14 protein-coding genes are annotated in these 13,571 nt (G+C 36.0%); 13 read left to right on the top strand and 1 reads right to left on the bottom strand.

Annotated features, from left to right (window positions below; all coding sequences use genetic code 11):
* Positions 1-66: 66 nt before the first annotated feature.
* The 9 genes from hisD to ACFSQS_RS03045 all read left to right on the top strand — a co-directional run bounded on the left by hisD (position 67) and on the right by ACFSQS_RS03045 (position 8,211).
* Positions 67-1,350 (top strand): histidinol dehydrogenase, encoded by a 1,284-nt coding sequence (gene hisD / locus ACFSQS_RS03085; RefSeq protein WP_388013924.1) that lies wholly within the window; start codon positions 67-69, stop codon positions 1,348-1,350.
* A 54-nt stretch (positions 1,351-1,404) separates the two neighbouring features.
* Positions 1,405-2,454: a histidinol-phosphate transaminase gene (gene hisC / locus ACFSQS_RS03080; RefSeq protein ID WP_388013921.1), complete on the top strand. Its 1,050-nt coding sequence runs from the start codon at positions 1,405-1,407 to the stop codon at positions 2,452-2,454.
* Entirely contained in the window at positions 2,451-3,584 is a 1,134-nt protein-coding gene (gene hisB, locus ACFSQS_RS03075) for a bifunctional histidinol-phosphatase/imidazoleglycerol-phosphate dehydratase HisB (RefSeq protein ID WP_388013919.1), read from the top strand. Before hisC ends, hisB begins: the two co-directional genes overlap by 4 nt.
* A gap of 129 nt (positions 3,585-3,713) precedes the next feature.
* The gene (hisH, locus tag ACFSQS_RS03070) at positions 3,714-4,295 is read left to right on the top strand and encodes an imidazole glycerol phosphate synthase subunit HisH (RefSeq protein WP_388013916.1); all 582 of its coding nucleotides are present in this window, start codon (positions 3,714-3,716) and stop codon (positions 4,293-4,295) included.
* 63 nt (positions 4,296-4,358) lie between these two features.
* A complete protein-coding gene (gene hisA, locus ACFSQS_RS03065) occupies positions 4,359-5,093 on the top strand; it encodes a 1-(5-phosphoribosyl)-5-[(5-phosphoribosylamino)methylideneamino]imidazole-4-carboxamide isomerase (RefSeq protein ID WP_388013913.1) in 735 nt (244 codons plus the stop codon).
* A gap of 92 nt (positions 5,094-5,185) precedes the next feature.
* The gene (gene hisF, locus ACFSQS_RS03060; protein ID WP_388013910.1) at positions 5,186-5,947 is read left to right on the top strand and encodes an imidazole glycerol phosphate synthase subunit HisF; all 762 of its coding nucleotides are present in this window, start codon (positions 5,186-5,188) and stop codon (positions 5,945-5,947) included.
* A 40-nt stretch (positions 5,948-5,987) separates the two neighbouring features.
* Positions 5,988-6,614: a bifunctional phosphoribosyl-AMP cyclohydrolase/phosphoribosyl-ATP diphosphatase HisIE gene (gene hisIE / locus ACFSQS_RS03055; RefSeq protein WP_388013907.1), complete on the top strand. Its 627-nt coding sequence runs from the start codon at positions 5,988-5,990 to the stop codon at positions 6,612-6,614.
* Between the two features lie 58 nt (positions 6,615-6,672).
* Positions 6,673-7,455: a tRNA pseudouridine synthase A gene (locus tag ACFSQS_RS03050; RefSeq protein WP_388013904.1), complete on the top strand. Its 783-nt coding sequence runs from the start codon at positions 6,673-6,675 to the stop codon at positions 7,453-7,455.
* 69 nt (positions 7,456-7,524) lie between these two features.
* The gene (locus ACFSQS_RS03045; RefSeq protein WP_388013901.1) at positions 7,525-8,211 is read left to right on the top strand and encodes a DUF2461 domain-containing protein; all 687 of its coding nucleotides are present in this window, start codon (positions 7,525-7,527) and stop codon (positions 8,209-8,211) included.
* Positions 8,212-8,227: 16 nt separating this feature from the next.
* On the opposite strand, the gene ACFSQS_RS03040 is transcribed toward ACFSQS_RS03045, so the two are convergent.
* Positions 8,228-8,644, bottom strand: coding sequence for a glyoxalase (locus ACFSQS_RS03040; protein WP_388013898.1), 417 nt, complete (start codon positions 8,642-8,644; stop codon positions 8,228-8,230).
* A 416-nt stretch (positions 8,645-9,060) separates the two neighbouring features.
* On the opposite strand from ACFSQS_RS03040, the gene ACFSQS_RS03035 reads away from it, so the two are divergent.
* The 4 genes from ACFSQS_RS03035 (at position 9,061) to ACFSQS_RS03020 (ending at position 13,289) form a co-directional block, all read left to right on the top strand.
* Complete coding sequence (locus tag ACFSQS_RS03035) at positions 9,061-9,420, top strand: acyl-CoA thioesterase (RefSeq protein WP_388013895.1); 360 nt, start codon at positions 9,061-9,063, stop codon at positions 9,418-9,420.
* A 238-nt stretch (positions 9,421-9,658) separates the two neighbouring features.
* The gene (gene leuC / locus ACFSQS_RS03030) at positions 9,659-11,053 is read left to right on the top strand and encodes a 3-isopropylmalate dehydratase large subunit (protein WP_388013892.1); all 1,395 of its coding nucleotides are present in this window, start codon (positions 9,659-9,661) and stop codon (positions 11,051-11,053) included.
* A gap of 118 nt (positions 11,054-11,171) precedes the next feature.
* The gene (gene leuD, locus ACFSQS_RS03025; RefSeq protein WP_388013889.1) at positions 11,172-11,768 is read left to right on the top strand and encodes a 3-isopropylmalate dehydratase small subunit; all 597 of its coding nucleotides are present in this window, start codon (positions 11,172-11,174) and stop codon (positions 11,766-11,768) included.
* A complete protein-coding gene (locus ACFSQS_RS03020) occupies positions 11,769-13,289 on the top strand; it encodes an alpha-isopropylmalate synthase regulatory domain-containing protein (protein WP_388013886.1) in 1,521 nt (506 codons plus the stop codon).
* Positions 13,290-13,571: the final 282 nt, after the last annotated feature.

Raw genomic sequence — 13,571 nt, 5'->3', positions numbered from 1 at the left:
CACTAATCATAAAAAGTACTTTGTTTAAAAATATTTCGCTTTCGCGGAAATGAATAAAAAACAGTAATGAAAATAATACACAATCCAAAACGAGAGAGCTGGCCTAAAATTTTAAAGCGCCCAACCCAAACCGTAGGCGATATAGAAGGCATTGTAAATCAGGTTTTTGAAGCCATAAAAAAAGAGGGTGATAAAGCCATTGGCAAGTACACCCAAAAGTTTGACGGCGTTAATTTAAAAACAAATATTGTTGAGTTAACAGACATTGAAGAAGCAACAGGCAAGCTGTCGGTTGCGCTTAAAAATGCCATAAAAAACGCTAAGCAAAACATTGAAGCTTTTCATGCAGCGCAAAAAACAACCAAAGTCGAAATAGAAACTACAAAAGGGGTTTTATGCTGGCAAGAAAAACGTCCCATAGAAAAAGTAGGGGTATATATTCCCGGTGGTACGGCACCATTGTTTTCTACCGTTTTAATGCTTTGCGTTCCTGCACAAATAGCAGGGTGTAAAGAGATTGTACTGTGCTCACCACCTAATAAAAAAGGCGAATTAGCACCAGAAATATTGTATGCCGCTAAACTTTGTGGTGTAACAAAAATTTTTAAAACAGGTGGTATTCAAGCTATTGCGGGCTTAACTTTTGGCACCGAAACCATGCCGCAAGTTTATAAAATTTTTGGCCCAGGAAACCAATATGTAACTGTTGCCAAACAATTAGCCACAAAATTTGGTGTGGCTATAGATATGCCTGCGGGCCCAAGCGAATTGTTAGTGGTTGCAGACTATACTGCTAATGCAAGCTATATAGCATCAGATTTATTAAGTCAAGCCGAACACGGTACCGATAGTCAGGTCCTTTTAGTTTCAACATCAAACCAATTAATTAATGAGGTTTCAGAAGAAGTTGAAAAACAATTAAGCGTGCTTCCGCGTAAAGCGATTGCTGAAAAATCCATCGCCAATTCTAAATTGATTTATGTTGAAAATGATGAAATAGCACTGGATTTAATTAATGAATACGGCCCAGAACATTTTATTGTTTGTACTAAAAACGAAGATTTTTATGTTAATGGTATTTTAAACGCTGGCTCTATTTTTATTGGCGATTACACGCCTGAAAGTGCTGGCGATTATGCCTCTGGAACAAACCACACCTTGCCAACAAACGGGGCTTGTAAAGCCTATTCTGGTGTTAATTTAGATAGTTTTTTAAAAAGCATGACCTTTCAAAAATTATCAAAAGAAGGCTTGAAAAACATTGGTGAAACCATAGAATTAATGGCAGAAGCCGAAGGTTTGCAAGCGCATAAAAATGCCGTTTCATTGAGATTAAAAGATTTAAAATAAATTTGTCATTCCTGCTAAGGTAGGAATCTCTCGAACTTAGTTCGCAATATAATTATGAAAACAATATTTAATTTAAACGACATTATTCGTCCAACCATAAAAGCCCTAAAACCGTATTCTTCCGCACGAGACGAGTTTCATGGCAACAGCGATGCCATGGTATTTTTAGATGCCAACGAAAACCCGTTTGAAAATGGTGTTAATCGTTATCCAGATCCGCAACAGCGAAAATTGAAATCTATTTTATCAGAAATTAAAGGTGTTTCTGAAAAAAATATACTATTAGGAAATGGAAGCGACGAGGTTTTAGATCTTGTTTTCAGAGCTTTTTGCGAACCCAATCAAGACAACATCATAACGCTACCACCAACCTACGGGATGTATAGCGTGTTGGCTAATGTTAATGCGATAGAAATTAAAGCGGTTCAATTAGATGGAAAATTTCAGCCAAAAATTGATGCCATTTTAAAGGCCCAAAATAAAAACACGAAACTGCTTTTTATATGTTCGCCCAATAATCCCACTGCCAATAGTTTTGACTCAAATAATATTGAAAAGCTAATCGATAATTTTGATGGTATTGTAGTTATTGATGAAGCTTATATTGATTTTTCGAATGAAGAAAGTTGGATTAAAAAAATAAATGAATTTCCTAATTTAATAGTAACTCAAACCCTTTCAAAAGCATACGGAATGGCAGGAATTAGATTAGGAATTTGCTTTGCATCAGAAGCTATTATTTCTGTTTTAAACAAAATTAAACCGCCATACAACGTAAACGAACTTACCCAACAAAAAGCCATCGAGCAATTAGCTATACCAAATTTAGCAAAAAATCAAATTGAAACCATTCTTAAAGAACGAGAAATGTTAATTTCGCAGTTGCAACAAATAAGTTTTGTTTCAAAAATATATCCTACCGATGCTAATTTTGTGTTGGTAAAAGTTGATAATGCCACCAATCGATATAATCAACTTATAGATAAAGGGATTGTGATTAGAAATAGAGCTACCCAACATGGTTGCGAAAACTGTTTAAGGTTTACAGTGGGTACTAAAAACGAAAATGAAAAATTGATAAGCGCTTTAAAATCATTAAAATGAAAAAAGTACTATTTATAGATAGAGACGGCACCTTAATAAAAGAACCCGCAGACGAGCAAGTTGATGCCTTTGAAAAGCTAATTTTTTACCCCAAAGTATTTCAGTATCTAGGTAAAATCTGTAAAGAACTGGATTTCGAAATCGTAATGGTTACCAATCAAGATGGGTTGGGAACGCCCGATAACCCATCAGAAAAATTTTGGCCCATTCATAATTTTATTTTAGAAACGTTTAAGGGAGAAGGTATAAAATTTAATGCCATTTACATTGACGAAACTTACGCTAAAGACAATGCGCCAACACGTAAACCCAACACGGGGTTGCTTACCAAGTTTTTTTCTGAGGAATACGATTTAGAAAACTCATTTGTAATTGGCGATAGGTTAACCGATGTAGAATTGGCAAAAAATTTGGGAGCCAAAGGCATTTTTATAAATGATGAAACCCATTTAGGTACCGATGAAATTACAGTTAAACGAGACGAGTTAGACTCTTATATTGCCTTAGAGAGCAACGATTGGGAAGTTATTTACGAGTTTCTAAAAAAGGAAGACAGAACAGGCGAGATTGTTAGAAATACCAACGAAACCAAAATAGCAATTCAGCTTAATTTAGACGGTACGGGCAAAAGCAAAATTGATACAGGCCTTGCTTTTTTTGATCACATGCTCGACCAAATTGCGCGCCACGGACAATTAGATTTAAACATAAAAGTAGATGGCGATTTAGAAGTTGATGAGCACCACACCATTGAAGATACAGCGATTGCTTTGGGCGAATTATTCAACAAAACTCTAGGTAATAAATTAGGCATTGAGCGTTACGGATTTTGTTTGCCCATGGACGATTGTTTTGCACAAGCTGCCATAGATTTTGGAGGAAGAAACTGGCTGGTTTGGGAAGCCGATTTTAAACGCGAAATGATTGGTAAAATGCCAACAGAAATGTTTTATCACTTTTTTAAATCGTTTACCGATGGTGCAAAATGCAATTTGAATATAAAAGCAGAAGGTACAAATGAGCACCACAAAATAGAGGCCATTTTTAAAGCCTTCGCCAAAGCCATTAAAATGGCCGTAAAACGCGATGTAGAAAAAATGATTTTACCATCAACAAAAGGGGTTTTATAAAATTCCAAAAAAAAATAAATTAAAATTCCAACCAGTTACACTGAGCTTTGGAATTTAGATTTCGAAACTTGGATTTTGTAATTATAAGTTTCAAAATCTAAAATTATTAAATAAATAAAAAACAAAAATTTGAAACTTGTAATTATTAATTATGGCGCAGGAAACATAAAAAGCATTCAGTTTGCATTTAAACGCTTAGGTTACAATGCCGTTTTGTCCAATAACCCAGATGAGATTATTGCAGCAGATAAAGTAATATTTCCAGGCGTGGGAGAAGCAAGTAGCGCAATGAAAATGCTAAAAGAAAGCGGATTGGATGTTTTAATTCCAACACTAAAGCAGCCCGTTTTGGGTATCTGTTTGGGCATGCAGCTTATGTGCAAATCTACCGAAGAGGGCAATACCAAAGGCTTGGGCATTTTTAAAACCCATGTAAAAAAGTTTTCCAATGCGGTAAAAGTTCCACAAATGGGTTGGAATGTAATAAAAGACTTAAAATCCGATTTGTTTAAAGGCATTGAAGAAAACGAATACATGTATTTGGTTCACAGCTATTACGCCCAACACTGTAACGAAACCATTGCCAAAACAGATTACGGATTAAATTATGCATCGGCATTGCAGCACAAAAACTTTTATGGTGTACAATTTCATCCAGAAAAGAGTGGTGTTGAAGGTGCTAAAATATTAAATAATTTTATAAATATGTAGTTGTTAGCCTTTAGCCTTTAGCTTTTAGCTAATGGCAAACCGCTAATAGCCAAAAGCTAAAATATGAGAATTATACCAGCCATAGATATTATAGACGGGAAATGTGTACGCTTAACCAAAGGCGATTACGGCACAAAAAAAATATATAGTGAAAGTCCGCTTGAAATTGCAAAAACCTTTCAAGATTCAGGAATTGAATATTTACACTTAGTAGATTTAGACGGTGCAAAGGCAAAACACATTGTAAACTATAAAGTTTTAGAACAAATCGCATCTAAAACAAATCTTAAAATCGATTTTGGGGGGGGCTTAAAAACCAATGAAGATTTACATATAGCCTTTAATTCGGGTGCTAGACAAATTACCGGAGGAAGTATTGCCGTTAAAGATCCAGAAACTTTTGAAGGTTGGATATCAAAATATGGGGCCACAAAAATTATTTTAGGTGCCGATAGCGATAACGGAAAAGTATCTATTAGTGGTTGGATGGAACAAAGTCAAGAGGCGGTTATTCCGTTCATAAAAAAATACCAAAAAAAGAGCATCCAGTATGTTATTTGTACAGATATTTCTAAAGATGGGATGCTTGAGGGCCCATCAGTAGAATTGTACAAACAAATCATTAATGAATGTTCAAATAGTAGTAGCGGACAATCTATAAAATTAATCGCCTCAGGTGGTATTTCAACCATTGAAGAATTACCTGTTTTAAAAGCCTTAGGATGCGAAGGTGTCATTATTGGAAAAGCGATTTACGAGAATAGAATTAGTTTAAAACAATTAGAAAAGTATATCTAATCGAATTTGTCATTCCTGCGAAGGCAGAAATCCACTTGATAACTAAAACACTAAGATTTTCGCCTTTGCGGAAATGAAAAAAATAATTTCCAATGCTAACAAAAAGAATAATCCCTTGTTTAGATATAAAAAATGGTCGCACCGTAAAAGGTGTTAATTTTCTAGATTTGCGCGATGCCGGCGACCCGGTTGAACTAGCAAAACAATACGCAAACCTTGGCGCAGACGAACTTGTTTTTCTCGATATATCGGCTACTTTAGAGGGTAGGGCCACCACTTTAGATATGGTCTTGCACGTTGCCGAACAAGTTAATATCCCGTTTACCGTTGGCGGCGGTATTTCGTCTATCGAAGATGTCGATGCCCTTTTAAAATGCGGTGCCGATAAAGTTTCGGTTAACTCATCGGCAATAAAACGCCCAGAATTAATTAATGAATTGTCCAATAAATTTGGAAGCCAATGCATTGTAGTTGCTATCGATGCCAAATTAGTGGACGGCCAATGGAAAGTGCATTTAGCGGGCGGTAGTATCCCTACAAAATTAGATTTATTTGAATGGGCAAAAGAAGTAGAAAATCGAGGTGCCGGCGAAATTTTATTTACTTCCATGAATCATGATGGGACTAAAAACGGATTTGCAAATCAAGCCTTAAAAAAACTTTCTGAAACTTTAAACATACCCATAATTGCATCAGGCGGGGCAGGAAACGTACAGCATTTTATAGATACTTTTAAAGACGGAAAAGCAGATGCTGCTTTGGCCGCCAGTGTGTTTCATTTTGGAGAAATCCCTATTCCAGATTTAAAAAAAGAACTAAAAGCTAATAATATTGAAGTACGATTAGCACCCTAATCCCCAAAAAGGGAATTTAATCTCAATTAAATATTTAGAAATGAACAACGAAAAACATAAAGGTATTATTTCTCCCCTTTGGGGGGAGCTAGAGGGGGCTCTAATCCCCGCAATCATACAAGACGCCACAACAAAAAATGTGCTAATGTTGGGCTATATGAATGAAGAAGCATACAATAAAACACTTGAAACCAACCAAGTTACTTTTTTTAGCAGAAGCAAACAGCGTTTATGGACTAAAGGCGAGGAAAGTGGAAATGTGTTAAACCTGGTTGATATTAAAAATGATTGCGATAACGACACGCTCCTAATTCAAGCAAATCCACAAGGACCAACCTGCCACAAAGGCACCGATAATTGTTGGGGAGAAGATAATATACCCAACTATGGTTTCTTTTCAACTTTAGAAAACGTTATTGCAGAACGCGTTGCCAATAAAGATACCCGAAAATCGTATGTAGCGAGTTTGTTCTCGAAAGGAATAAATAAAATTGCCCAAAAAGTAGGCGAGGAGGCAGTGGAAACCGTTATTGAAGCGATGGATAACAACAACGAACTATTCCTTTACGAATCGGCAGATTTGCTATTTCATTATTTAATGTTGTTACAAGCCAAAGGATTTACTTTAAAAGATATTGAAACCGAATTAAAAAAACGGCATAAGTAATAGCTCCAAAAAAAAACAAAAAAGGCAAATATAAAGTAGGTGTTACAATAGTATAAAAATGAAAACCAATAAGTATTTTTATCTCATTACCATTCAATATTTAGGCTATCGGTTTCATGGTTGGCAAAAGCAACCCGATGTAAAAACATTGCATTTAATGGTAGATAGAACACTAAATTTTATTTTACAAGGCAAACGTTTTAAAACTTTAAGTTCGGGCAGAACCGATGCTATGGTTTCGGCAGAAAGTGCTTCAATCGAGTTGTTTTTATTTGAGCCTATTGAAGATTTAAACGCCTTTTTAGAGCTATTTAATTACAACCTTCCGCAAGATATTCGGGCTTTAAGTATTAAAGAGGTTGATGAGAAATTCAATATCATTCAACATTCTAAAGTTAAAGAATACTTGTATTTATTTACATACGGACAAAAATGCCACCCGTTTTGTGCGCCAATAATGACCACTATTCTTGATGATTTGAATATAGAAACAATGAAACAAGGCGCAAAACTTTTTGAGGGTTCGCATTATTTTAAATCTTATTGCTACAAACCCACAGATAACGGCGTTTATACCCGAGAGATTATAAGCTGCGAAATAGTGGAAAACACTCTTTATACCGCAAATTATTTTCCTGAAAAATCTTACCTATTGCGTGTTAGAGGCAAAGGTTTTATGCGAAACCAAATACGGTTAATGATGGGCACGCTTATAGATTTGGGCAAAGAAAAACTAACACTAACCGATATAAAATTAAGCCTAAACAAAGAAACTGCAAAAAAAATGAATTTCATCGCACCAGCTTCTGGCTTAATTCTTAACCGTATAGAATTTGAATAATGCCTAAGCTTTTGTAATTTAACGTTCTTATAATCTTTTAGGCACTAACCAAATAATAATACTTTTAACATGAGCGCATTGGCATTAAAATCGGCATTAAGCTTCTTAAAAAAACTGGAAAAAAATAACAACCGCGATTGGTTTAACGAGAACAAACCCGAGTTTAAAGCTATAGAAACAGAAATAAAAGCGATTTTCAATTCGGTTTTAGAAAGCCTAAACAAACACGACGATATCGATAAGCTAAAAATGTTTCGCATCTACAGGGATGTGCGTTTTTCTAAAAACAAACACCCCTACAAAACCCATTTCGGTGGCTCGTTCAACCGAACAAAACCCAAGTTGCGAGGCGGCTATTATCTTCATATTCAACCCAACAACGAGAGTTTTATTGCCACGGGTTTTTGGGAGCCAGCCAAAGAGGATTTATTGCGTATTCGTAAAGAGTTTGAAATGGATGATTCTGAAATTAGAAACATTTTAGCAAATAAAAAGTTTAACACAATTTGGGGCAATTCATTTGTAGGAGATGAAGTTAAATCTGCTCCTAGAGGATTTGCAAAAGATCATAAAGCCATCGATTTAATTAAAAAGAAACAATACATTTTTGTTAAAAAAATTACAGACAAAGAAGTATTGTCGCCCAAATTTTTAGAGACTGTAAATGAGTCGTTTAAGGCTATTCGTCCGTATTTTGATTATATGAGCGAGGTGCTCACTACCGATTTAAATGGGGTTTCGTTGATTGAAAAATAATTGTGTTTCTTTAAATTTAAACCGCAGCCAGCAACTCAGGTTTTTCAAACAATTGAATATTGCTTAGCAATCGTTCCTTAACAATGTGCATCATGCGCTTATTTAAGGCCGAAGAATTTTCAATATAGATTAAATACTCTTCAACAGTAAAAAGCCCAATTATCATGCCTTTTACCGAGTTTCTGAATTTCATATCTTTTTGTATCGCATTTTCAATATAATCCATTCGCTTTTGTAACGATAAATCGTAAAAAACAGATTTGTGTTTAACTACATAATTTTTAAAAACCTCAATAAGTAATTCATTTTGTAGCTTTACAATTGGTCGCAAAACTAAATTCTGAAAACGCTCATCGGCACTCATATAATCATTAATTATTGCTGAAGGAATTTCTGGTCGAATACCTTTTAAGTTAATTGTTCTCGTGTTCATGGTTTTAGTTTTTATTAAAAATATCAATTTTTATAGCTTGTAAATTTCTGTGTGCATTATAATTATCAACTAGGTTATTAACATTAAAGTTTTTTATCTTTAATAAAATAAAATGAAGACCCGAAGTATTGGCAATCCAGAAAATATCCACTTTACTATACCTAAGGCCTGTACAGTAAACCTGCGGATTTAAAAAAATTTTGTCCAACAGGAACAAAAAATGAACCAAAGTATTATTGAAAAGCTAAAATAAATGAGCTAAACCCATTTAAAATATATGTAAGGCTTAGCTTAAAGAAGGTTATAACACATAAAAGAACATTAGAAATATCCATCATTAATAAATAATTGTGACATTTGTGCTGAATATTTTTAAAATAAAAACAAGCAAACATTTATAAATCCAATTTAAAGACATGAAGTTTCAAACAAGAAAATGGATTAAACCCGAAGATTTAAACCCCAACGGCACCCTTTTTGGTGGACGCCTTCTGGAATGGATAGACGAAGAAGCAGCCCTTTTTGCCATTATACAATTTAACAACAAAAAAGTAGTTACCAAATCTATGGGCGCTATAGATTTTGTGGCTTCGGCAAAACAAGGCGATGTTGTGGAAATAGGAATTGAAATCACCAAAGTTGGAAACGCCTATATAGCACTACGCTGCGAGGTAAGGAACATTATGACACGCGAAACCATAATTACCATTTCAAACATCATTATGGTTAATCTAGACGATAACGGAAAACCCAAAGCACACGGTAAAAACATATAGATACCTTGGTGCTTAACAATAAAAAAAACTGTTTAAAAATTATAATCAATTAAGTTGTTCTGTTGCATAAAATTCAATTTATTATGCATCTGTTATAAATTTTATAAAAATCCAACAACAAACCCGCATATAGTTTTAAATAACTGCATTATACTATAAATTTGTTATTCTGTATAATTCCCTAATATCCAAACACCAACAGATTTAGGGGGTTTTTAACACAAAAATTAAATATTTTATGAGCAAAACATTGTTTGACAAAGTGTGGGATGCCCATGTGGTACGGCAAATAGAAGGCGGGCCAGATGTGTTTTTTATAGACCGCCACTTTATACACGAAGTAACTAGTCCAGTTGCTTTTCTAGGATTAAAAAACAGAGGCCTAAGCGTATTGTACCCCGAACGTACATTTGCTACAGCAGACCATAATACCCCAACTATAAATCAGCACTTACCAGTTGAAGACCCTTTATCGGCAAATCAATTAAAGGCTTTAGAAGACAATTCCAACGAATACGGTATTAGTCATTGGGGATTAGGGCATAAAAAGAACGGTATTGTTCACGTTGTGGGGCCAGAAAACGGCATTACGTTCCCAGGTGCCACAATTGTTTGTGGCGACTCGCACACATCAACACACGGTGCATTTGGCGCTATTGCCTTTGGTATTGGCACTTCAGAGGTCGAAATGGTGCTGTCTACACAATGCATCATGCAACCCAAACCTAAAAAAATGCGCATTAATGTTAATGGGCAATTGGGCAAGGGCGTTACCCCAAAAGATGTGGCTTTGTACATTATTTCGCAGTTAACAACCTCTGGAGCAACAGGCTATTTTGTTGAATATGCAGGTGATGTTTTTGAAAACATGACCATGGAAGGTCGTATGACCGTTTGCAACCTTTCTATTGAAATGGGTGCTCGTGGCGGCATGATAGCTCCAGACGAAACCACTTTTGCCTATTTAAAAGACAAACCACTTTCGTTAAAAGGTGAAGCTTGGGATAAAGCCGTGTCGCATTGGAAAACATTAAAAACCGATGCCGATGCAACCTTCGATAAAGAATTGACTTTTAATGCAAGCAATATTGAACCCATGATAACCTACGGAACAAACCCCGGAATGGGCATGGGCATTTCCAACAATATCCCAAATGCCGAAGCTGTTGAAGGTGGCGTAGCTACTTACAAAAAATCTTTGGATTACATGGGGTACCAAGAAAACGATGCCATGATTGGCAAAAAAGTAGATTACGTATTCTTAGGAAGTTGTACCAATGGCAGGATTGAAGATTTTCGTGCCTTTGCATCTATAGTTAAAGGCAGAAAAAAAGCCGACAACATTACCGCATGGTTAGTTCCAGGTTCGCACGAAGTTCAAAATAAAATTAAAGAAGAAGGTCTTTTAGATATAATCACCCAAGCTGGCTTTACATTACGCCAACCAGGTTGTTCGGCATGTTTAGCGATGAACGATGATAAAATTCCAGCAGGGAAATATGCAGTAAGCACCTCCAATAGAAACTTTGAAGGTCGCCAAGGCCCAGGCTCACGAACCATGCTGGCAAGCCCACTGGTTGCCGCCGCCGCCGCCGTAACTGGCGTTGTAACAGATCCAAGAGAACTTTTATAAGTTTACAGTAAGCAGTAAGCAGTTTTCAGTTACATAAAATGAAAATTGATACTGCACAAAAAATATTAAAATAAATTATTGACTGCCAACTGATGACTGGCAACTGAATACTAAAATTATGGCTTACGATAAATTTACAACATTAAAAAGTACGGCAGTTCCATTGCCTTTGGAAAATGTGGATACCGATCAAATTATACCGGCGCGTTTTTTAAAAGCCACAAAACGTGAAGGTTTTGGAGACAATTTATTTAGAGATTGGAGATATAATAACGACAATACGCCAAAAGAAAGTTTTGTTTTAAACAACCCCATTTATAGCGGAAAAATATTGGTTGGGGGAAAGAATTTCGGTTCGGGTTCGTCAAGAGAGCACGCAGCTTGGGCGGTTTACGATTATGGTTTCCGTTGTGTCGTTTCGAGTTTCTTTGCCGATATTTTTAGAAATAACTGTTTAAATGTTGGCGTTTTACCGGTTCAGGTAAGCCCAGAATTTTCAGAGCAGATTTTTGAAGAAATTTATAAAGACCCAAATACAGAAATAGAGGTTAACCTTCCAGATCAAACGATAACAATATTATCAACTGGTGCTCAAGAATCTTTTGAAATTAATAGCTACAAAAAAGAAAACATGCTTAACGGTTTTGATGATATTGATTATCTTCAAAACATGAAGGGCGACATAGAATCTTTTGCTAATAATTTGATGCTGTAAATGGCAACACGACAAATTGAAATAATGGATACGACATTACGCGATGGCGAACAAACATCGAGTGTGTCGTTTTCTGCTTCAGAAAAGTTAACCATTGCAAAACTTTTACTGGAAGAATTAAAAGTTGATCGTATTGAAATTGCATCGGCCAGAGTATCGGAAGGTGAACTGCAAGCAGTAAAGGATGTTACGCAATGGGCTGCTGAAAATGGCTATTTGCACGCTGTTGAAGTATTGACTTTTGTTGATAATGGTGTGTCCATTAACTGGATGAAAGAGGCTGGTGCGAAGGTTCAAAACCTGTTAACCAAAGGTTCATTGAACCATTTAACCCATCAACTTAAAAAGACTTCTAATCAGCACTTTAAAGAAATTAAAAATACTTTAAAGCTGGCCAAAGTCAGCAACATTGAAACCAATATTTATTTAGAGGATTGGAGTAATGGTATGCGAAATTCCAAAGCCTATGTATTTGAGTTTTTGGAGTTTTTATCCACACAACCGGTAAAGCGGATTATGCTACCGGATACCTTGGGTATTTTAACACCTCCAGAATCTTATGCATTTGTAAAGGAAATAAAAGACAAATACCCAAATTTACATTTCGATTTTCACGCGCACAACGATTACGATTTGGGCGTTGCCAATGTTATGGAAGCTTTAAAGGCCGGAGCCAACGGTTTGCATTTAACGGTAAACGGCATGGGCGAACGCGCCGGAAACGCACCCATGGCAAGCACTATTGCGGTTATAAACGATTTTATGCCAGAAGTTAAAATAGACGTGAACGAAAAGGTTTTATATACCGTAAGCAAGCTCGTGGAGAATTTTTCTGGGGTTATGATTCCTGCCAACAAACCAGTTATTGGCGCCAACGTATTTACGCAAACGGCTGGAATTCATGCCGATGGCGATAATAAAAAGAACCTCTATTTTAGCGATTTACTGCCCGAGCGTTTTGGTAGAAAGCGACAGTATGCTTTGGGAAAAGCCTCTGGAAAAGCGAACATCCAAAAGAATTTACAAGAATTGGGCCTGCAGCTTGACGATGAAGATTTAAAGAAGGTTACCCAGCGCATTATTGAGTTGGGCGATAAAAAACAGGTAGTTACCAAAGAGGATTTGCCTTATATTATTTCGGATGTATTAGACCGAACGTATGAAGAAAAGGTTAAAGTGAACTCGTATGTATTAACACATTCCAAAGGATTAAAGCCATCAACTACGGTATCAATTAGTATTGAAAACGAGACTTTTGAAGAGCATTCACAGGGCGACGGACAATTTGATGCCTTTATAAACGCGATTAAAAACGTGTTTAAAAGAAAAAAACTCGTGCTGCCCGATTTGATTGATTATGCGGTTAGAATTCCGCCAGGGAGTAGATCCAATGCATTTTGCGAAACTATTATTACTTGGAAAAATTCTGAAAAGGAATTTAAAACCCGTGGATTGGACTCGGACCAAACGGTATCGGCAATAAAGGCAACCGAGAAAATGCTGAATATTATTGTGAGTTGAATGGATGACTGAATACCGAAGACGGGAGTTTTTGCGGATGAGATTTAGCATTTTGAAATGAAAACTGAAGTTTACGGATTTGCCTGCGTTAGGGATTGCAGTGGCATCCTTTTAAAATTAACAATAAATAAGCCGTCATTACGAGGAGGTACGACGCAGTAATCTTTTCAGATTTAAGAGATTACTACAGTAAATAAAAATATACTTCGCAATGACGAAAATTTTAAAAGATATAGCGGAAAGCCCGACCCCTTTTCGGGGTAACGCCCAATAGAATTAAAA

It is taken from the genome of Gelatiniphilus marinus, assembly GCF_042684345.1.
Classification (GTDB): Bacteria; Bacteroidota; Bacteroidia; order Flavobacteriales; family Flavobacteriaceae; genus Gelatiniphilus; species Gelatiniphilus marinus.
The sequence above is the reverse complement of the archived record's forward strand: the minus strand, read 5'-3'. Positions and strand labels throughout refer to the sequence as shown.